Source organism: Kitasatospora albolonga (assembly GCA_002082585.1).
GTDB classification, from domain to species: domain Bacteria; phylum Actinomycetota; class Actinomycetes; order Streptomycetales; family Streptomycetaceae; genus Streptomyces; species Streptomyces stephensoniae.
Genome location: CP020563.1, coordinates 5943940 through 5962791, shown reverse-complemented (window position 1 = coordinate 5962791; position 18852 = coordinate 5943940). Strand labels below are relative to the sequence as shown.

Here is an 18852-nt window from a genome sequence, read left to right as displayed (position 1 = left end):
AGCGGTGATCACTGGAGACCGGCGGACTCCTCCAGATACGCCAGCGCCCCCACCCCGTCCTTGGCGAAGAAGACCAGGTCCGTCAGGGGCAGGGGCAGGAACCCCTCGTCCTCCATCCGCTGGAACTGCTCGCGCAGCCCGTCGTAGAAGCCCGCCGTGTTGAGCAGGACGACCGGCTTGGTGTGCTTGCCGTGCTTCTTCAGCTCCAGGATCTCGGTGGCCTCGTCCAGCGTCCCGGTCCCGCCGACCATGATCACGACGGCGTCGGCCTTCTCCAGGAGGAGCGCCTTGCGCTCGGCGAGGTCGCGGGCGATCACCATTTCGTCGGCGTTCGTACGGGCGCTCGCGGCCAGGAACTCGACCGAGACGCCGACCAGCCGCCCGCCCGCCGCCTGCACCCCGTCCGCGACGACCTTCATCAGGCCGCTCTCCGACCCGCCCCAGACCAGGGTGTGCCCGCCTCTGCCGAGCAGCTCCGCGAACTCCCGGGCGGGCACGGTGTAACGGTCGTCGAGGTCGGCGGCGGAGAGGAAGACGCAGATGTTCATGGAGCCACCGTACGACCCGCCTCGGACATTCCCCCGTCCGCGTCACGGTCCACGGGCCGGTCCACGGGGCGGGGAAGATTCCGGACCCGTACGCCGCTGAAACAGGCATGACTTCCACCCGAGCCACCCGAGGACACCACATCACCGTCGAGCCGGGCACCGTGCGCGTCAGGGCGGTGCACGAGGGGCAGGTGCTGGCCGAGAGCCGCCGCCCCCTCGTCCTGCGCGAGACGGGCTGTCCGGCCCGCTACTACCTGCCGCCCGAGGACGTCCGTACGGAACTGCTCACCCCTTCGGAGACCACCACCCACTGTCCGTTCAAGGGGGACGCCTCCTACTGGTCGGTCCCCGGCGCCGCCGATCTCGTCTGGGCCTACCCGGAGCCGAAGCCCGAAGTCGCCGCGATCAAGGACCACTTCTGCTTCTACGAGACGGTGAAGGTGACCGACTGACCTGCGGCGGGGCGCTCTCCGAGAAGTTCCCCGCCGCCCGGCGATGAGTTTCCGGGCCCGCCCCGGTCTGCCCTCCCATGGACAGGATTCTCTCCGCCGACGGGACCCCGATCGCCTGCCGCCGCCAGGGCGAGGGGCCACCGCTGGTGCTCGTCGGCGGGGCGCTCAGCAGGGCGGCCACCGACGCGCCCCTGGCCGCCCTGCTGGCGCCGCGCTTCACCGTGGTCACCTACGACCGCCGGGGCCGGGGCGCCAGCGGTTCCGGCGGGGCGGGCGTGCGCCGGGAGCCCGCCGAGGACGGCAGCGGGGCGTCGGGCGTGCGCCGGGAGATCGAGGACCTGGCGGCCGTCGTCACCGCGGCGGGCCCCGGGGCCTCGGTCTTCGGCATGTCCTCCGGCGGGGCGCTGGCCTTGGAGGCGGCCGCCGCCGGGCTCCCCGTGGAGTTGCTCGCCGTCTACGAGCCGCCCTACACCCCCGGGACCTCCGGCCGCCTCCTCAAGGCCCGCCGCACGGCCCGGCTGCACCGGCTGCTGGCGGCCGGGGACCGGGCGGGGGCGGTGGAGCTGTTCCTCTCCGCGGCGGGCGTCGACCCGGCGACGGTGGCCCGGATGCGGCGGGCGCCCCTGTGGCCGGGGCTGGAGGCGCTGGCGCCCACGCTGGCGTACGACGACGCGCTGCTGGGCGACGGGGCGGTCCCGGCCGAGCGGTTCGCCGCCGTCACCGCCCGCACGCTGGTGGTCTGCGGCGGCTTCAGCCCGGCCCCGGCCCGCGCCGCCACCCGGACGCTCGCGGACGCCCTGCGGCGCGCCCGGCACCGTACGCTGACGGGCCAGACGCACGAGGTGGCGCCCCAGGTGCTCGCCCCGGTGCTGGCGGACTTCTTCGCCCGGGACGCGTACGTACGCCAGGCGTCGTGAGGCGACGGGGCTCAGGCCCCCGTCGCCACCCGCTCGCGGCGGACCGTCGTCGCGATGGTGGCCGAGCCGACCACGCGCGTCCCGTCGTAGAGGACGACCGCCTGGCCGGGGGCCACGCCCCGGACCGGCTCGGTGAAGGTGACGTGCAGTTCGGAGCCGTCCACCAGCTCGGCCGTGACCTCGCACTCGCCGCCGTGGGCGCGGAGCTGGGCGGTGTACGTGCCCGGGCCGGCCGGGGGCGTTCCGCACCAACGGGGCTTGATGGCGGTCAGGGCGGTCACGTCGAGGGCCTCGACCGGGCCGACGGTGACCGTGTTGTTCACCGGGGAGATGTCGAGCACGTAGCGCGGCTTGCCATCGGGGGCGGGGTGGCCGATCTTCAGGCCCTTGCGCTGGCCGATGGTGAAGCCGAACGCGCCCTCGTGGGTGCCCAGCTTCGTACCGGACTCGTCCAGGATGTCGCCCTCGGCCGGGCCGCCGAGGCGGCTCGCCAGGAAGCCCTGGGTGTCGCCGTCGGCGATGAAGCAGATGTCGTGGCTGTCGGGCTTCTTGGCGACGGCCAGGCCCCGGCGCTCGGCCTCGGCGCGGATCTCGTCCTTGGTGGTGAGGGTGTCGCCGAGCGGGAACAGGGCGTGCGCGAGCTGCTTCTCGTCCAGGACGCCCAGCACATAGCTCTGGTCCTTGGCCATGTCGGAGGCGCGGTGCAGCTCGCGGCCGCCGTCCTCGGTGAGCACGACGGTGGCGTAGTGGCCGGTGCAGACGGCGTCGAAGCCGAGGGCGAGGGCCTTGTCGAGCAGCGCGGCGAACTTGATCTTCTCGTTGCAGCGCAGGCACGGGTTGGGCGTGCGCCCGGCCTCGTACTCCGCGACGAAGTCCTCCACCACGTCCTCGCGGAAGCGTTCCGCCAGATCCCAGACGTAGAAGGGGATACCGATGACGTCGGCCGCGCGGCGGGCGTCCCGGGAGTCCTCGATGGTGCAACAGCCGCGCGCCCCGGTCCGGAAGGACTGGGGGTTCGCGGACAGGGCGAGGTGGACACCGGTCACGTCGTGGCCCGCCTCGACGGCGCGGGCAGCGGCGACGGCGGAGTCCACGCCGCCCGACATCGCGGCGAGGACACGCAGGGGGCGCTGGGAAGTCTGAGTCATAGCCCCTCCAGGGTACGGGTCGCCGGGAACCGAACGCTCGCGGATAAGCGTTGACGATCACATGGGGAACAACGGGAGCACCCGGGCGTCGCGGAAGAAGCCCTCGGGCGGTGTCAGCCGGCGCGGGCTGCTGATCGGCGGCGGTGCGGTGGTGGCCGCAGGCACCGCCGCCGTGCTCGCTCGCGACGAGGTGCGGCGGGCGTGGTGGCGGGTGCCGGGCGTGGAGAAGCCGCGCAGGCCCGGGGAGCTGGACTACGCGGGCGCCACCTGGATCGCCGCGTCCGAGGCGAACTGGCGGCGCGCGGACCGCCCCGACGACTACGGGATCGACCGCGTGATCATCCATGTCACCCAGGGCAGCTTCGACAGCGCGGTGCGGGTCTTCCAGGACCCCGCCCACCGGGCCGCGACGCACTACATCGTGGGCCAGGACGGGCGGGTGGTGCAGATGATCCGCGAGCTGGACGTGGCCTACCAGGCGGGCAACCGCTCCTTCAACGAGCGGGCGATCGGCATCGAGCACGAGGGGTTCGTGGACCGGCCGAAGGACCTGACGAAGGCGATGTACGAGTCGTCGGCGCGGCTCACGGCGTCGATCTGCGCGCGGTACGGCATACCCGTCGACCGGGAGCACATCATCGGGCACGTGGAGGTGCCGGGCACCGACCACACGGACCCGGGGCCGCACTGGGACTGGGACCGCTATCTGAAGCTGGTGCGGCGGGCGGCGACGGCCCCGCCCTCACCGGCGCCTTCGGCTTCCGCGTCGGCGAAGGCGGAGTAGCGGCCCTCAGCTGAGCCCGGCCGTCCGCGCCCGCTCCACCGCCGGGCCGATCGCCTGGGCCAGCGCCTTCACATCGTCCTCGGTGGAGGTGTGGCCGAGCGAGAAGCGCAGGGTGCCCCGGGCCAGGTCCGGGTCGGTGCCGGTGGCCAGGAGTACGTGGCTGGGCTGGGCGATCCCGGCGGTGCAGGCGGAGCCGGTGGAGCACTCGATGCCCTGGGCGTCCAGCAGGAGGAGGAGCGAGTCGCCCTCGCAGCCGGGGAAGCTGAAGTGCGCGTTGGCCGGGAGCCGCCCGGCCGGGTCCGGGTCGCCGCCGAGCACGGCGTCCGGGACGGCGTGGCGCACGGCGGCCACCAAGTCGTCGCGGAGCGCGCCGACGCGCCGGGCGAAGTGCTCGCGCCCCTCGGCGGCCAGCCGCCCGGCCACCGCGAAGGAGGCGATGGCGGGCACGTCCAGGGTGCCGGAGCGCACGTGCCGCTCCTGGCCGCCGCCGTGCAGGACGGGTACGGGGGTGTGGTCGCGGCCCAGCAGCAGCGCGCCGATACCGAACGGGCCGCCGATCTTGTGGCCGCTGACCGTCATCGCGGCCAGCCCGGAGGCGGCGAAGCCGACCTCCAGCTGACCGAACGCCTGGACCGCGTCGGCGTGCATCGGAATCCCGAACTCGGCGGCCACCGAAGCCAGTTCCCGTACCGGCATGACCGTGCCGATCTCGTTGTTCGCCCACATCACGGTGATCATCGCGACGTCGTCGGGGTTGCGGAGGATCGCCGCGCGCAGGTCCTCGGGGTGGACCCGGCCGTGGCGGTCGACCGGGAGGTAGTCGACGGTGGCGCCCTCGTGCTGGGCCAGCCAGTCGACGGCGTCCAGGACCGCGTGGTGCTCGACGGGGCCCGCGAGGACCCGGGTACGGCGGGGGTCGGCGTCGCGCCGGGACCAGTACAGGCCCTTGACCGCGAGGTTGTCGGCCTCGGTGCCGCCGGAGGTGAACACCACCTCGCTGGGGCGGGCGCCGAGGGCGTCGGCGAGGGTTTCTCTGGACTCCTCGACGGTACGGCGGGCCCGGCGCCCGGCTGCGTGCAGGGAGGACGCGTTGCCGGTGACGGCGAGCTGGGCGGTCATCGCCTCGATCGCTTCGGGAAGCATCGGCGTGGTCGCGGCGTGGTCGAGGTAGGCCATGGTGGGGCCGATTCTACGAGTCCGGGGCGGGGCGCAGGGCGGGCACGTCCCGGACCGCCCCCGTCAGCCGCCCAGGTTCCAGGCGACCGTGCCGTTGACGGAGACCAGGACGGCCAGCACGACGAGGTCGGCGACGCCGAGTGCGAGGCCGAGCCGGGCGCGGCCGGGGCGGCGGGTGCGGCGGGCCAGGGCCAGCAGCGCCATCACGATCGCGGCAGGGCCGAGGAGCAGGTTGAACACCAGCAGGCCGACGAGGCCGAGGACGAAGGAGGCGACGGCAAGCCCGTCCGCCTCCCGGCCGACGGCCCGGCGGGCAGCGGGGGCCGGGGTCTTCTCCGGCGCCGCGCCCGGGGCGGCGGTGTCCTGGTCGATGGCATCGTCCGTACGGCGGACGCGGTCGATGAGGGTGAGGGTCATGGTGCGAGCTCCTTCGGATCGGTCCGGTCGGGGCGGGCTCGGCGGGTGCGGGTGTGCGTGTGGATCAGCGGGCTGTGGGGCGGATCAGCAGGTACGGACTGCGAGTGCGGATCAGCACGTACGGATACGGGTGCGGGTCAGCGGGTGCGGCGGGCGTGGCGTTCCCGGGCGGCGAAGATCAGCAGCCAGACACCGATCACGCTCCCGGCGGCCAGGGAGACCGGGACCGGAAGCTGAGCGACCGCCCCGAGGGCGATACCCAGGAGCAACAGCGCGGCGACGAGGACGAGCACGGCGGAACCTCTCTGTGCGACGGAGCTGTGCGACGACGAAAGCCGTTCGGAGTACGAGTGTTCACTGACTCACCAGACTAAACCTCCGGCCCCTTCCTCGACTCGGAGAACGGTTGTTTACTGAATGGCATGAGTCACACCGTCGGCATTCGCCAGACCCGGAAGCTGAGGACCCGCCAGTCCCTGCTGGACGCAGCGCTCGGGCTGCTGGAGCACCAGAGCCTGAGCAGCCTGGGGCTCCGGGAGGTGACCCGGGCCGCCGGGGTCACCCCCACCGCCTTCTACCGGCACTTCGAGGACACCGCCGCCCTCGGGGTGGCCCTGGTGGAGGAGACGCTGGGCAGCCTGCACGGGCTGATCGCCGCGGTGCTCGTGGAGACGGGCGACAGCGAGGAGCGGGTGGACCGCAGCGTGGAGGTGATAGCGCGCCATGTCGCGGCGCAGCCCGCCCACTTCCGGTTCATCGCCCGGGAGCAGCACGGCGGGGTGGGCCCGGTGCGCGAGGCCATCGCGGCGCAGCTGTTCCGGTTCGCGGAGGAGGTGGCGTGCGCACTCGGCCAGGAGCCGGGGGCGGCGGGGTGGAGCGAGGAGGATCTGCTGATGCTGGGCGGGTTCTACGTGGACCACATGGTTATGACCGCCTCCGCCCTCCTGGAGGCAGGCCCGGAGCGTGAGCGGGAGGTGGTCCGGCGGACCAAACGGCGGCTGCGGCTGGTGTCGATCGGCCGCGCCCACTGGCTCGACGAGGCGCCCGCCCGGGACTGACGACGGCGCGCGCCCGCCCGGGACCGAGCGACGGCGCGGCACCGGGAACGGCTTCCGCGTCCGCCGGGACCGAACCTTCCGCGTCCGCCGGGACCGAACAACGGCGCGCCCGCCCGGGATGCCCCGGACGGGCGCGGAAGCCGTTCCCGTACGTCTACGCCTGTACGGCCTTCTCCGTCGCGTACGCCCTACTTCACTTCGCGCGCGGCGCCTTCGCCAGCTGGCGGGACTGGGCGACGAGGCGGTCGGCGCTGTCCCAGACCTCCGCGTCCTCCTCCAGGAAGCCGCCCGCGAGGTTGCGGGTGGTGATGGAGACCCGCAGCGGGCCCGGGGCCGGGCGGCAGCGGATGTGGGTGGTGAGCTCGACGGTGGGGGTCCAGCCGGTGAGGCCCAGCTCGAACGAGGTCGGCGGCAGGGCGTCCACGGTGAGCAGCAGGGAGAGCGCGTCGGGGTCGCGGCCGTCCGCGAGGCCGAACCAGCCGCGCATCTCGCCCTTGCCGGACGGGGCGCCGACGGCCCAGCCGACGGTGGCCGGGTCCAGCTTGATGTCGAGGCGGTCGGTGATGGCGGAGCTGCCGGGGATCTTCGGCGCGCCGTCGCTCGGGCCGAGGCAGTGGTCCCGGTCGGGCATGGCGGGCGGCAGGGCGGTGGTGCGTACGTCGTCGGGGAGGGTGTCCAGGTCGCCGTAGGTGGCGAGGACCCGGATGCGCTCGATCTCGCTGCCGTCCTCGGCGTACTGGAAGAGGGACGCCTGCCCGGTGGAGAGCGTGCGGCCGGTGCGGACGGTCTGGGTCCGGATCACCGCGGGTCCGGGGACGGAGGCGGTGAGGTAGTGGGCCGAGACGGAGAACGGGTCGGAGTGCGGCAGGGCCTCGCCCAGCGCACGGCCGAGGAGAGCCAGCAGGTAGCCGCCGTTGACGGCGTGGATGATGGTCCAGCCCGCCGAGAGCTCGGCGTCGTAGACGCCTTCCTCGCGCAGGGTGACCGCGGTGTCCCGGTCGAACTCGCTGTCGCCGATGGTTGCCGGGGCGGTCTGCGCCGCCGCCTCTGTCGCTGCCTGTGCCATGGCATGCACGGTACACGGACTGCATTACTGAGCGGTAGCTTTTTGGGGCGCCGATCACATCCCGAGAGGCCCTATGCCTCCTCCGCCCGCGCCGAGGAGCGGTTGTACGCACGCGGTGCCCGCCAGTGGAAGCGCAGGGCCAGCAGCCGCAGCGTGAAGGCGGCGATGACGGCCGCGCCGCTGGTGAAGGCGTTGAGGGTGTCGAAGCGGATGCACAGGACGACCATGGTCGCGCCGACGATCGCGGGCACCGCGTACAGGTCGCGGTCCCAGCGCAGCAGCGAGGGCACCTCGTTGGCCAGGACGTCCCGCAGCACACCGCCGCCGACCGCCGTGGCCAGCCCGAGCGCCGCCGAGGCCGTGAGCCCGAGGCCGTACTCGTACGCCTTCACCGTCCCCGTCACGCAGAACAGGCCGAGCCCCGCCGCGTCGAAGACGTTGACACCGGCCTGGATGCGCTCCACGTGCGGGTGGAGGAAGAAGACCAGTCCGGCGGCGAAGAGCGGGGTGATGAAGTAGCCGAGGTCGGTGAAGGCGGCGGGCGGGATCGCGCCGATCATCACATCACGGAACAGCCCTCCGCCCAGCGCTGTCACCTCGGCGAGGACCGCGATGCCGAAGACATCGAAGTTCTTGCGTACGGCGAGCAGCGCGCCCGAGATCGCGAAGACGAAGATCCCGACGAGGTCGAGCGCATGCTGGACGGAGGGCGTGAACAGTTCGGTGAGCACCGGACAATTGTGCCGGTCTCAGGCCCTGGGGCTGTCCTCCGCCCGGTCGGCGCTCCCCGCGTCGGCCTGCGCCGGTACGGTCGCGGGCTCCTCCTTCTCCGGAGACTTCTCCTCGCCCGGAGACTTCTCCTCGCCCGGCGACTCCTTCTCGGCCGGAGCGTCGGGCTTCCCGGCCGGAGCACCGGCCTCCGGCGCATCAGCGGCGTCCCCCTCCGAGACCTCCACCGCCTCGGTCGCCACCGCCTCCGTGGCGATCACCGCCTCGATCCCCGTCGCCAGGGTCTGCTTGACCGTCCCAGCCTCGATCTCGGCCGTGAAGTGGCAGGCGACCTTGTGCCCGTCACCGGTGTCGAGCAGCGGCGGGCGCTCCGTGGCGCACTTGGTCTCCTGCACCCACGGGCAGCGGGTGTGGAAGCGGCAGCCGGCCGGCGGGTTGGCCGGGGAGGGCAGGTCGCCGTGGAGCAGGATGCGCTCGCGGCGGTCCTCCACCTCGGGGTCCGGCACCGGCACGGCCGACATCAGCGCCTTGGTGTACGGGTGCCGGGGCCCCGCGTACAGCGCGTCGCTCGGCGCCTCCTCGACCAGCCCGCCCAGGTACATCACCCCGATGACGTCCGAGATGTGCCGGACCACGGCGAGGTCGTGGGCGATCACCAGATAGGTGAGGCCCAGCGACTCCTGGAGCTCCTCCAGCAGGTTGATGACCTGCGCCTGGACCGAGACGTCCAGCGCGGAGACCGGCTCGTCGCAGATGATGACGTCCGGTTCCAGGACGAGGGCCCGCGCGATGCCGATGCGCTGGCGCTGGCCGCCGGAGAACTCGTGCGGGTAGCGGGAGAGCGCGTTGGACGGCAGGCCGACCTTGGCGAGGATGCCCTTGATCTTCTCCCGGCGCTCGGCCTGGTCCTTGCCGATGCCGTGGGCGGCCATGCCCTCGGACAGGATCGACTCGATGTTCTGCCGGGGGTTGAGGCTGCCCAGCGGGTCCTGGAAGACCATCTGGAGGCGGCGGCGGAAGGCCCGCATCTCCTCCGACGGCAGCTGCGCGAGGTCGGTGCCGTCGAAGACGACCGCGCCGTCGGTGATGTCGTTCAGCCGCAGCACCGCACGGCCGAGGGTCGTCTTGCCGCACCCCGACTCGCCGACGAGGCCGTACGTCTGGCCCGCCTCCACGCTGAGCGAGACACCGTCGACGGCGTAGACGTGGCCCACCGTACGGTCGAAGAAGAGGCCCTTCTTGACCGGGAAGTGGACTTTGACGCCGTCCAGTTCTAGCAGGCTCATGCCGGGACCTCCGCCTTGGGCAGGACCGGGTTGACGCAGCGGACCTGGTGTCCGGCGGCGCGCGGTTCGGTCAGTTCGGGGGTGCCGGTGAGGCACTCCATCGTGTAGTGGTCGCAACGGGGTGCGAAGGCGCAGCCGTCGGCCCAGGCGATCTTGTCGTTGATGGAGCCGCGGATCGGGTTGAGCGGCTCCCCGCGCGGGGCGTCCAGGCGCGGGATGGAGCCGAGCAGCCCGTGCGCGTACGGGTGGGTGGGGTGGGCGAACAGCTCGCGGCGGCCCGCCGTCTCCACCGCCCGGCCCGCGTAGAGGACGTTGACCTCGTCGCAGAGGCCGGCCACCACGCCGAGGTCGTGGGTGATCATCAGCAGGGCGGTGCCCTCCCGGTCGACCAGTTCCTTGAGGAGCTCCAGGATCTGCGCCTGGATGGTCACGTCCAGTGCCGTGGTCGGCTCGTCGGCGATCAGCAGGCGGGGCGCGCAGGCCACCGCCATGGCGATCAGCGCACGCTGGCGCATACCGCCGGAGAGCTGGTGCGGGTACTCCTTGAGCCGCCGGTCCGGGTCCGGGATGCCGACCCGGTCCAGGAGCGACGCCGCTTCCTTGCGGGCCTTCTCGCCCTTGAGGCCGCGGTGGCGCTGGAGGATCTCGGTGACCTGGACACCGATGGGGATGACCGGGTTCAGCGAGGAGAGCGGGTCCTGGAAGATCATCGCCAGCTGGCTGCCGCGCATGTCACGGAGCTTGCGCTCGCTGATGCCCAGCAGGTTCTGGCCGTCGAACTCGGCCCGTCCGCCGATCCGTACGCCCTTGCGGGGCAGCAGCCCCATCAGGGCGAGCGAGGTGACGGACTTGCCGCACCCCGACTCGCCCACCAGGCCGACGACCTGGCCCTGGTCGACGTCGAAGGAGACGCCGTCCACGGCCGTGGCGTCCTTGCGGCCGCGCGCGGTGAAGGTGACGCTGAGTTCTTCAACTGAGAGCAGTGGCATAGGACGTCAGCCTCGCAGCTTCGGGTCGAGGGCTTCGCGCATGGACTCGCCGAGCAGGGTGAAGCCGAGTGCCGTGATGATGATGCCGATGGCCGGGTAGGCGGCCATCATCGGCTCGTTGTCGAAGAAGCGCTGCGCCTGCGAGAGCATCACGCCCCACTCGGGAACGGCCGGGTCGGGGTTGCCGAGCCCCAGGTAGGACAGGGCCGCCGCCTCGATGATCGCGGTGGCGAGGCTCAGCGTCGCCTGGACGATCACCGGGCTCAGGGAGTTCGGCAGGATCTGGGTGAAGACGATCCGCTTGCGCCGGATGCCGACCGCCTTCGCGGCGAGCACGTAGTCGGCGCCGCCCTGCACCAGCATCGACCCCCGCAGCAGGCGGGCGAAGATGGGGATCTGGACGACACCGACGGCGATCATCACGGTGGTCAGCGACTGTCCGAGGACCGCGGCGATGGAGACGGCCAGCAGCAGGGACGGCAGCGACAGCATGATGTCGGTGATGCGCATGATCACGGTGTCGACGCGCTGTCCGGCCTTGCCGCCGAGGGTGGCGGCGGCGCCGGAGAGGATGCCGACGGTGGCGCCGACGATCAAGCCGATGAGCATGGAGACCACACCGACGAGGAGCGTCTGCCGGGCCCCGACGAGCCAGCGGGAGAACATGTCGCGGCCCAGGTGGTCCAGGCCGAACCAGTTCTCGCCGCGCATCCCGATGAACTTGCCCTGGTTGGGGAAGACTTCGCCGCGCCAGGTCTGCGCGGTGGGGCCGTGCGGCGCGAGCATCGGGCCGATGATCGCGACGAGCACGAACACGGCGATGATCGACGCGCCGATGACCGCCATCTTGCTGGCGCGCATCCGGCGGAACGCCTCGCGCCAGAGGCTGGTGCCCGCGACGGCCTCGGAGCTCTGTGTCAGCTCGGCGAGACGGTCGATCTTGTCTGCTTTGTTGGTCAGGATCGTCACGTCAGTGCACCCGCACTCTCGGGTCGATGATGCTGTACGCGAGGTCGACCAGCAGGTTGATGAGCACGTACACCATCGCGATGAAGAGAATGAACCCGACGAGGACCGGGTAGTCGCGGCCGTCGATCGCGGTACGGATGAACGAGCCGATACCGCCGAAGTCGAAGACGGACTCGGTGAGCACCGCACCGGAGAGCAGACTGCCGGTCAGCAGGCCGACCGCGGTGATCACCGGCAGCAGCGCGTTGCGCAGGACGTGCCGGCCGCGGACGACGCGCTTGTCCAGGCCCTTGGACTCGGCGGTGCGGATGTAGTCCTCGCCGAGCACCTCCAGGACGCTGGCGCGGGTCATCCGGACGATGACGGCGAGCGGGATCGAGGCGAGCGCGAGGGCGGGCAGGACCAGATGCATGATCGCGTCCCAGGTCGCGTCGAACTCGCCGGTCAGCAGCCCGTCCAGGACGGCGAACCCGGTGACGTCGGTGGCGTTGAGCCCGGTGGTGAGCCTCCCCTGGCTCGGGAACCAGCCCAGCTGGACGGAGAAGATCCCGCGCAGCAGCATGGCGAGGAAGAAGACCGGGATGCAGATGCCGAGCAGCGATCCGGAGACGGACGCCACGTCCAGCCAGCCGCCGCGCCGCTTGGCCGCCAGATACCCCATCGGGATGCCCACGGCCACGGCGATGAGGATCGCGGCGACGGACAGCTCCACGGTGGCCGGGAAGCGCAGGGCGAATTCGTCCCACACCGGCTGCCCGGTCTGGGTGGAGGTTCCGAGGTCGAGCTCGAAGATGCGCTTGAGGAAGCGCCAGTACTGCACGTGCACCGGCTCGTCCAGCCCGAGCGCACGGTTGATTCTCGCCACTTCGGCTTCGGTGGCCCGCTCGCCCAGGATCGCCGACGCGGGTCCGCCGGGCAGTCGGTTCAGCCAGAGGAACAGCAGGACCGACAGGCCGAGCAGGGTGGGAATGAGCTGGAGAAGTCTTCTGACGACGAGTCGCAGCACCCCGCATGCCCCTTTCTCACGTGCGTTGATGCGGGTCCGCCCGGCCACCTGGTAGCTGTGGCCGGGCGGACCCGCTGGTGTGCGATTACTTGAAGGAGACCTCGGCGAAGTTCTCCTGCGTCAGCGGGGAGACCTTCGGCGGGTTGACGTTCTTGGCGAACGCGATCGCCGGCGGGGACGACGAGATCGGCACGCCCGGGACGTACTCCATGATCGCCTCGTTGGCCTTCTTGTACGCCTCGGTACGGCCGGCGGTGTCGGCGACCTTGGAGGCCGCGTTCACGGCGTCGAAGACCTTCTGCTCCTTGAAGCCCCACTGCTTGTCGGGCCCGGCGAACCAGGTGCCGATGAAGTTGTAGCCGTCGTTGAAGTCACCGGTCCAGCCGAGCAGGTGCAGGGCGCAGGAGCCGGACTCGGTGGCGTCCAGGTAGTCCGGGGCCCACTTCATGGCCTTCGGCTTGACGGTGATGCCGGCCTTCTCCAGGTCGGCCTTCATCAGCTCGAACAGATCCTGCGGGGCGGGCATGTACGGGCGGGTGACCTCGGTCGGGTAGCAGAACTCGACGCTCAGCTTCTCCTCACCGGCCTGCTTGAGGAGGTCCTTGGCCTTGGCGGTGTCGAACGGGTAGGTCTTCACCTGGTCCGAGTAGCCGGCGACCGTGTCGGGCATGAACTGGGTGCCGACCTTGCCGCCCTCGGGCAGCTGGGTCTTGACGAGGCTCTCGCGGTCGATGGCGTGCGTGATCGCCTGGCGGACCTCGGGCTTCTTCAGCGCCGGGTTGGCGCCCTGGCTCATGCCGACGTAGAAGATGTTGAAGACGTCACGGGTCGGGACCTCGAAGCCCTGCTTCTCCAGCGTCGTCACATCGGCCGGGGAGACCAGGTCGTAGCCGTCGATGTCACCGGCCTGGAGCGCCTGGCGGCGGGTCTCCTCGGTGGAGATGGTGCGGAAGACCAGGTTCTTCACCTTGGCCTTGTCGCCCCAGTAGTCGTCGAAGCGCTCCAGGGAGACTTCCTTGTTCCCCTTGTTCCACTTGACGATCTTGTACGGGCCGGTACCGGCGACCGTGCCGGCCTCCTGGCTGTACTTGGGGTACGTGATCGCGTCGCCCTTGGCGGTCGCGTCCTGCTTCGCGTACTCCTGGAGCGCCTTCGGCGAGTGGATCGCGAGCGCCTGGAGGGAGAAGCCGCCGGGCAGGTTGGCCGTGGTCTCGTTGACCTCGATGACGGCGGTGTTCTCGTCCTTGGCGGTGCAGGACTTGTAGTTCGCCTTGGGCGCCTCGGCGTCCTCGTTCTTGGCGAACCCGCCCATGATCTTCTGCCAGTAGTACGAGACCGCGCTGGACTGGTACGTACCCTTCCAGTTGAACCAGTGGTCGTAGTTCGCGCAGACCGCGGCGGCGTTGAACGCCTCGCCGTCGTGGAACTTCACGCCCTGGCGCAGGTTGAACGTCCAGACCTTGCCGGACGGGTCGCTCTCCCACTTCTCCGCGAGGCCGCCGACCAGCTTGCTGCCGCCGGGCTCGTGCTCCAGCAGCGCCTCGAACGCCTGGCGGGTGACGCGGAACGTCTCGCCGTCGCTCGCGAGGGCCGGGTCGAGGGAGCCGGGGTCACCGGAGCCGGCGAAGACGAAGGTGTCCTTGTCGCCCCCCTTGGAGCCGCCCTCGTCCCGCTCGCTGGAACAGCCCGTGGCGATCAGTCCGACAGCGACCGCTGTCGTGATCGCCCGGACGGCCCGGGACTTGAATATGCGCATGGGTCCACCCCTGGTTCGCCATGTGGTGAGGTTTGATGGCCGCACACTACAGACGGGGTACACCGCAAGAGAACAGTCCGGATAGCGGTGAGACCTAGTCGAGACCCGGACAGTTAACAAACCGTCCAGTTCCGGGACATCCCTCCGCGCCCGGTTAACAAGCCGGACATCTGGGGGTGTTCGGCGGTACGGGGACGGGGCGCGGGCCGACGGCGCCGCGAGGAACCGCAGTTCAGCGGGTGGGACAGCGGCAGGCGGGACAGCGGCGCCCGGTGGCGCGGGTCAGCGGTGGGGCTGGGGCGGGTAGCCGTATCCGGGGGCCGCGGGCGGCGGACCGGCGGGGGCGTGCGCCTCGCGGTCGTAGAACGGGCGGGCGTTGGCGCGCAGCCACATCGCGACCGGGTCGTACTCGTCGGACATGGCGACGGTGGAGACGGGCAGCCCGTCGGGGACCGCGCCGATCGACTGCCGCATCATCGCGCGCACCGCGTCGACGGAGGCGCGCCCGGAATCGTACAGATCGAGCCCGATCGCGAGGTACGGGACGCCGACGGCGGGGTGCACCCAGGCGCGGCGCAGGGAGCGGAGGGCCGGGGTGCGGTGGGCGTTCTGGGTGAGCTGGGCGTAGAACTGCGGGAGCTCCACGGCGGGCTCGGTCAGCCGGAGCGGGCCCGCGGGCAGCCGGTCGAGGCCGGTGGCGATCCGGCGCAGGTCGAGCCAGGGGATGCCGACACCGCCGCCGGGGGCGTGCGGGTTGAGCCAGATGCCCCAGCGGTCGGGGAAGAGGGCGCGGGAGATGTCCCGGCCGGAGACCAGCTCATGGGCCCTGCTCCAGCCGCTGGCGGAGAGCTCCTGGGCGGAGGTGACACAGGGGGCGTACCCCAGGCCATCGATCTCCATGGACCCGTACTGGGCGTCCGGGGAGCCGGCCGTGCCGTGCCAGAGCAGCATCCAGACCCGGCTGTCGGCGAGGGCCTCCAGCAGCGCCTCGTAGGCGTCGTAACGCCCGGGGGTCACCTGGCGCAGCATGTGCTCGACCTTGCCGGCCGCCGCAGTGCCTGACGCACTCACCCTGGGTTCCGCCCCTCATCGATCCGTCGCTCCCGGGCACACGGGAGCGGTCCTCGCCATCAAACCAGCTTATGCGCCACTTCTGACACCGACTTGACGCCACGGTCGGCCGGTGGCCTCGCGCGGGTGCGGCCGGGGGCCTTCGCCACGGTACGCCGGTGGCCCCCGCGCCGGTACGGTCAGCGGCCCAGTACCCCCGCGGTCAGGGGCCCTCGCGCCGGTAGAACGGCCGTACTTTCTCCCGCATCCAGTCGCCGACCAGGTCCTGGGCCACGTCCAGCAGGACCAGGTTCACCGGCCACGGCACCTCGACGCGGCCGAGCGCCCGGCCCAGGGCGTCCATCGGGGCGCTCTGGCCCGCGCCGTCCCAGGTGGCGAACTCGACGCCGACGAAGAGGACGGGGTCGCCGCCCTCGATGCTGGCGAGCGCCCGGCGGGCGGTGCTCACCACTCCCGTGGCCTCGAACTCGGCGGACACGGCGGCGAGGAAGTCGACCGGGTCGTGCTGCCAGTCCGGTTCGTACAGTCTGACCCGGCCGCCGGTGGCGGGCCCGTCCAGCGCGGTGCGCCCGGCCCGGCAGAGCTCGGCGACGGCGGGCGGGGGCAGCGGTATGCCGACCGCGCCGCCCGGGTTCACCGCGATCCCGACCTGCGGGGGCAGGCCCCGGGCGAAGTCGCGGGCGGGCGCGACGGCGAAGGACATATGGCTGCCGACGCAGCTCAGGAACTGGCCCTCGGAGCTGAAGACGGGGACGTACGCGGCACCGCCGATGTCCATCATCGGCAGGTCGAGGTCGGCGCTGGCGGGCGAGCCGCCGTTCGGCAGCGGCACCCAGACCGAGCTGCGGCCGAGCACTTCGACGAGCCGGCCGCCCGCGTCGGCGACGCCGAGGGAGGCGGTCAGCACCTCTTCGAGCTCGTTGGCGGGCCATCCCTGCTGGGGGTGTGCCGGGGCCGGTGCCGGAATGTCCACTGCCTCTGTCGCCCTCTCTCGGCTGTCGTTGTTTCCGGCCAGAACCCTAACCGGAGCGGACGGCCGTGGCTCCGGGCTCCGCGAAGGAGATCCGGCCGAGCGCGCTGGCGGCGGCCCGGTCCAGCAGGACCGCCGAGGCGCAGCCGGTGGGCAGCACGCCCTGTTCGGTGTCGCGGATCAGCCGGGCCACCGCGTGCCGGTGGCGGGCGAAGGCGTAGCCGGAGACGCCCCGCCCGCGCTCGCGCTGGCCCTGGCGGGCCGTGTCGGGGTCCACGTCGAGGAGGATCAGATGCAGGGTGCGGCCCCGGCGGGCGGCGTGCAGGGCGAGCCAGCGGCGTACCCAGGTCTGCGTACCGCAGTCGTGCACGACGACGGATTCGCCGGAGCGCAGGGCGGCCCAGAGCCCGAGGTAGTGGGCGGCGCGGACCAGGGGGCGGTAGAGGGCGTAGGGAAGTAACCGGGGCAGGGCGGCGGCCCAGCGGTCGCGGGTGTTCTGGGAGTCGATGGCGCGGCCGCTCACGGTCCGCCGGATCAGGGTGGACTTGCCCCCGCCGGGCAGCCCGGAGACGACCACGACGGCGCCCGCGGCGAAATGGAGGCTGTCCGGCCCGTATCCGGTGCGCCCGCGCAGATCGCGTACCACCGGCGCGCACTCGGTGATCAGCTCCCCCGCGGCCGCGCCGGGCGGTGGGGACATCTCCCGTACGGACGCGCCAGGCTGTACGGAGACCTCCCGTACGGACGCACCGGACTGTACGGACACCTCCGGTACAGGTGCGCCGGGCTGTGCGGGCATCGCGCCGTGCGCGACCCCCGCGGCCGGTACCGACCGCCGCAACGTCATCGCCCATCCCCCTGCTGTCGGGCCACCCACGCCTGATCCTGAAGTGTAAAGAAAGGGCAAGCCTCCACAACCGCCCTCGCCGTTCACACACGCGTTCCGGACCGGCCTCCCCACTCCGGCGCAATGCGTGCGATGATGACCGCGCCAACTGCATACCGGCCGTTCGAATCCGCGCGGGAGAGTTCCGGCCACAGTGTGAGCCGGGCGCCGAAGGAGCAAGATCCTCCCTTGAATCTCTCAGGCCCCGTACCGCGTGGATGAGGCAGATCTGAAAAGCGGGCCGCTCCGGCGGCTCCACCCAAGGTGCAAGCCGAGCCCTGTGAACAGGGGCGCCCCTCTCCTGGGGCATACCCCGTCAGGGGCTATCGGCGAACCTCTCAGGTTCCGATGACAGATGGGGAGGATTCCGTCCCGACGTCGTCATGCCCTGGAGCCGTATCCATGAGCACTGCCCCCCGTCTCACCGCCCTCGACGCGCTGCACCGCTCGCTCGGCGCCACCATGACCGACTTCGCGGGCTGGGACATGCCCCTGCGGTACGCGAGCGAGCGCGACGAGCACAACGCCGTACGCACCCGGGCCGGGCTCTTCGACCTCTCCCACATGGGCGAGATCACCGTCACCGGCCCCGAGGCGGCGGCCTTCCTGAGCTACGCGCTGGTGGGCAACATCGCCACCGTCGGCAACGGCCGGGCCCGCTACACGATGATCGTCCAGGAGGACGGCGGGATCGTGGACGACCTGATCGTCTACCGGCTGGGCGAGACCGAGTACATGGTGGTCGCCAACGCGGGCAACGCCCAGATCGTGCTGGACGCGCTGACCGAGCGCGTCGGCGGCTTCGACGCCGAGGTGCGCGACGACCGGGACGCGTACGCGCTGCTCGCGGTCCAGGGCCCCGAGTCCCCCGCGATCATGAAGGCCGTCACCGACGCCGACCTGGACGGGCTGAAGTACTACGCGGGTCTGCCGGGCACGGTCGCCGGGGTCCCGGCGCTCATCGCCCGTACCGGCTACACCGGCGAGGACGGCTTCGAGCTGTTCGTCGCGCCCGAGCACGCCGAGGCCCTGTGGCGCGCGCTGAGCGAGGCCGGTGAGGCCCACGGCCTGATCCCCTGCGGCCTCTCCTGCCGGGACACGCTGCGCCTGGAGGCGGGCATGCCGCTGTACGGGCACGAGCTGACGACGGCGCTCACCCCGTTCGACGCGGGTCTTGGCCGGGTCGTGAAGTTCGAGAAGGAGGGCGACTTCGTGGGGCGCGAGGCGCTCCGGGCCGCCGCCGAGCGCGCCGAGACCGCCCCGCCGCGCAAGCTGGTCGGCCTGGTCGCCGAGGGCCGCCGGGTCCCGCGCGCCGGCTTCTCGGTCGTGGCGGACGGCAAGGTGATCGGCGAGGTCACCTCCGGCGCCCCCTCCCCCACCCTGGGCAAGCCGATCGCCATGGCGTACGTGGACGCGGCCTTCGCCGCCCCGGGCACCGAGGGCGTGGGCGTGGACATCCGGGGCACGCACGAGCCGTACGAGGTCGTCGCGCTGCCGTTCTACAAGCGCCAGAAGTGATATTCCGGAGGGACCGGGGCATTCCGGACCCTCGCACCGGCGCGCGGACGTCACAGAAGTGACGTACCTCCGTCTCACACCGTAAGACCACCGTTCATCAGCACTC

Annotated in this window: 19 protein-coding genes and 1 riboswitch; of the genes, 5 read left to right on the top strand and 14 right to left on the bottom strand. The window is 71.9% G+C overall.

Going from position 1 to position 18852, the window contains the following annotated elements; all coding sequences use genetic code 11:
• Window positions 1–8 precede the first annotated feature (8 nt).
• Window positions 9–548 (bottom strand): Rossman fold protein, TIGR00730 family, encoded by a 540-nt coding sequence (locus B7C62_26525; GenBank protein ID ARF75410.1) that lies wholly within the window; start codon window positions 546–548, stop codon window positions 9–11.
• A 107-nt stretch (window positions 549–655) separates the two neighbouring features.
• Between B7C62_26525 and B7C62_26520 the strand changes: the two genes are divergently transcribed.
• Both B7C62_26520 and B7C62_26515 read left to right on the top strand, forming a co-directional pair.
• Complete coding sequence (locus B7C62_26520) at window positions 656–1000, top strand: hypothetical protein (GenBank protein ARF75409.1); 345 nt, start codon at window positions 656–658, stop codon at window positions 998–1000.
• 77 nt (window positions 1001–1077) lie between these two features.
• Window positions 1078–1917, top strand: a complete 840-nt coding sequence (locus B7C62_26515) for a hydrolase (protein ID ARF75408.1) — start codon at window positions 1078–1080, stop codon at window positions 1915–1917.
• 11 nt (window positions 1918–1928) lie between these two features.
• Here the strand turns inward: B7C62_26515 and B7C62_26510 are convergent, their stop codons facing one another.
• On the bottom strand, window positions 1929–3065 hold the full coding sequence (locus tag B7C62_26510; GenBank protein ARF75407.1) for a tRNA 2-thiouridine(34) synthase MnmA: 1137 nt from the start codon (window positions 3063–3065) through the stop codon (window positions 1929–1931).
• Window positions 3066–3126: 61 nt separating this feature from the next.
• Between B7C62_26510 and B7C62_26505 the strand changes: the two genes are divergently transcribed.
• Window positions 3127–3849, top strand: coding sequence for an N-acetylmuramoyl-L-alanine amidase (locus B7C62_26505; GenBank protein ID ARF75406.1), 723 nt, complete (start codon window positions 3127–3129; stop codon window positions 3847–3849).
• A gap of 6 nt (window positions 3850–3855) precedes the next feature.
• Here the strand turns inward: B7C62_26505 and B7C62_26500 are convergent, their stop codons facing one another.
• Window positions 3856–5025: a cysteine desulfurase NifS gene (locus B7C62_26500; GenBank protein ID ARF75405.1), complete on the bottom strand. Its 1170-nt coding sequence runs from the start codon at window positions 5023–5025 to the stop codon at window positions 3856–3858.
• 63 nt (window positions 5026–5088) lie between these two features.
• A complete protein-coding gene (locus B7C62_26495) occupies window positions 5089–5442 on the bottom strand; it encodes a hypothetical protein (GenBank protein ID ARF75404.1) in 354 nt (117 codons plus the stop codon).
• Window positions 5443–5864: 422 nt separating this feature from the next.
• On the opposite strand from B7C62_26495, the gene B7C62_26490 reads away from it, so the two are divergent.
• Entirely contained in the window at window positions 5865–6500 is a 636-nt protein-coding gene (locus B7C62_26490) for a TetR family transcriptional regulator (GenBank protein ARF75403.1), read from the top strand.
• Between the two features lie 193 nt (window positions 6501–6693).
• Here the strand turns inward: B7C62_26490 and B7C62_26485 are convergent, their stop codons facing one another.
• The 10 genes from B7C62_26485 to B7C62_26440 all read right to left on the bottom strand — a co-directional run bounded on the left by B7C62_26485 (window position 6694) and on the right by B7C62_26440 (window position 17189).
• On the bottom strand, window positions 6694–7575 hold the full coding sequence (locus B7C62_26485; protein ARF75402.1) for a TesB-like acyl-CoA thioesterase 3: 882 nt from the start codon (window positions 7573–7575) through the stop codon (window positions 6694–6696).
• Between the two features lie 62 nt (window positions 7576–7637).
• Window positions 7638–8297 (bottom strand): hypothetical protein, encoded by a 660-nt coding sequence (locus B7C62_26480; protein ARF75401.1) that lies wholly within the window; start codon window positions 8295–8297, stop codon window positions 7638–7640.
• Window positions 8298–8315: 18 nt separating this feature from the next.
• On the bottom strand, window positions 8316–9581 hold the full coding sequence (locus tag B7C62_26475; GenBank protein ARF75400.1) for an oligopeptide ABC transporter ATP-binding protein: 1266 nt from the start codon (window positions 9579–9581) through the stop codon (window positions 8316–8318).
• A complete protein-coding gene (locus B7C62_26470) occupies window positions 9578–10570 on the bottom strand; it encodes a dipeptide/oligopeptide/nickel ABC transporter ATP-binding protein (GenBank protein ID ARF75399.1) in 993 nt (330 codons plus the stop codon). The genes B7C62_26475 and B7C62_26470 overlap by 4 nt, the downstream gene beginning before the upstream one ends.
• A gap of 6 nt (window positions 10571–10576) precedes the next feature.
• Complete coding sequence (locus tag B7C62_26465) at window positions 10577–11539, bottom strand: ABC transporter permease (GenBank protein ARF75398.1); 963 nt, start codon at window positions 11537–11539, stop codon at window positions 10577–10579.
• 1 nt (window position 11540) lies between these two features.
• Window positions 11541–12545, bottom strand: coding sequence for a peptide ABC transporter permease (locus B7C62_26460; GenBank protein ARF75397.1), 1005 nt, complete (start codon window positions 12543–12545; stop codon window positions 11541–11543).
• An 85-nt stretch (window positions 12546–12630) separates the two neighbouring features.
• Entirely contained in the window at window positions 12631–14301 is a 1671-nt protein-coding gene (locus B7C62_26455) for an ABC transporter substrate-binding protein (protein ID ARF75396.1), read from the bottom strand.
• Between the two features lie 282 nt (window positions 14302–14583).
• Window positions 14584–15372 carry an enhanced serine sensitivity protein SseB gene (locus B7C62_26450; GenBank protein ID ARF75395.1) on the bottom strand — a complete coding sequence of 263 codons (789 nt, stop codon included), beginning with the start codon at window positions 15370–15372 and terminating at the stop codon, window positions 14584–14586.
• A gap of 202 nt (window positions 15373–15574) precedes the next feature.
• On the bottom strand, window positions 15575–16345 hold the full coding sequence (locus B7C62_26445; protein ID ARF75394.1) for an enhanced serine sensitivity protein SseB: 771 nt from the start codon (window positions 16343–16345) through the stop codon (window positions 15575–15577).
• 46 nt (window positions 16346–16391) lie between these two features.
• Window positions 16392–17189 (bottom strand): ATP-binding protein, encoded by a 798-nt coding sequence (locus tag B7C62_26440; protein ARF75393.1) that lies wholly within the window; start codon window positions 17187–17189, stop codon window positions 16392–16394.
• 164 nt (window positions 17190–17353) lie between these two features.
• A riboswitch (glycine riboswitch) is annotated at window positions 17354–17451 on the top strand.
• A 179-nt stretch (window positions 17452–17630) separates the two neighbouring features.
• Here B7C62_26440 and B7C62_26435 point away from each other — a divergent pair.
• Window positions 17631–18746: a glycine cleavage system protein T gene (locus B7C62_26435; protein ARF75392.1), complete on the top strand. Its 1116-nt coding sequence runs from the start codon at window positions 17631–17633 to the stop codon at window positions 18744–18746.
• The last annotated feature ends 106 nt before the right edge of the window (window positions 18747–18852 follow it).

Excerpts from the sequence above, each read along its gene's own strand:
- B7C62_26475 (ARF75400.1), bottom strand. The coding sequence starts at position 9,581 with ATGAGCCTGCTAGAACTGGACGGCGTCAAAGTCCACTTCCCGGTCAAG.
- B7C62_26500 (ARF75405.1), bottom strand. The coding sequence starts at position 5,025 with ATGGCCTACCTCGACCACGCCGCGACCACGCCGATGCTTCCCGAAGCG.
- B7C62_26490 (ARF75403.1), top strand. The coding sequence starts at position 5,865 with ATGAGTCACACCGTCGGCATTCGCCAGACCCGGAAGCTGAGGACCCGC.
- B7C62_26520 (ARF75409.1), top strand. The coding sequence starts at position 656 with ATGACTTCCACCCGAGCCACCCGAGGACACCACATCACCGTCGAGCCG.
- B7C62_26455 (ARF75396.1), bottom strand. The coding sequence starts at position 14,301 with ATGCGCATATTCAAGTCCCGGGCCGTCCGGGCGATCACGACAGCGGTC.
- B7C62_26525 (ARF75410.1), bottom strand. The coding sequence starts at position 548 with ATGAACATCTGCGTCTTCCTCTCCGCCGCCGACCTCGACGACCGTTAC.
- B7C62_26515 (ARF75408.1), top strand. The coding sequence starts at position 1,078 with ATGGACAGGATTCTCTCCGCCGACGGGACCCCGATCGCCTGCCGCCGC.
- B7C62_26495 (ARF75404.1), bottom strand. The coding sequence starts at position 5,442 with ATGACCCTCACCCTCATCGACCGCGTCCGCCGTACGGACGATGCCATC.
- B7C62_26510 (ARF75407.1), bottom strand. The coding sequence starts at position 3,065 with ATGACTCAGACTTCCCAGCGCCCCCTGCGTGTCCTCGCCGCGATGTCG.
- B7C62_26470 (ARF75399.1), bottom strand. The coding sequence starts at position 10,570 with ATGCCACTGCTCTCAGTTGAAGAACTCAGCGTCACCTTCACCGCGCGC.
- B7C62_26505 (ARF75406.1), top strand. The coding sequence starts at position 3,127 with ATGGGGAACAACGGGAGCACCCGGGCGTCGCGGAAGAAGCCCTCGGGC.
- B7C62_26440 (ARF75393.1), bottom strand. The coding sequence starts at position 17,189 with ATGACGTTGCGGCGGTCGGTACCGGCCGCGGGGGTCGCGCACGGCGCG.
- B7C62_26435 (ARF75392.1), top strand. The coding sequence starts at position 17,631 with ATGAGCACTGCCCCCCGTCTCACCGCCCTCGACGCGCTGCACCGCTCG.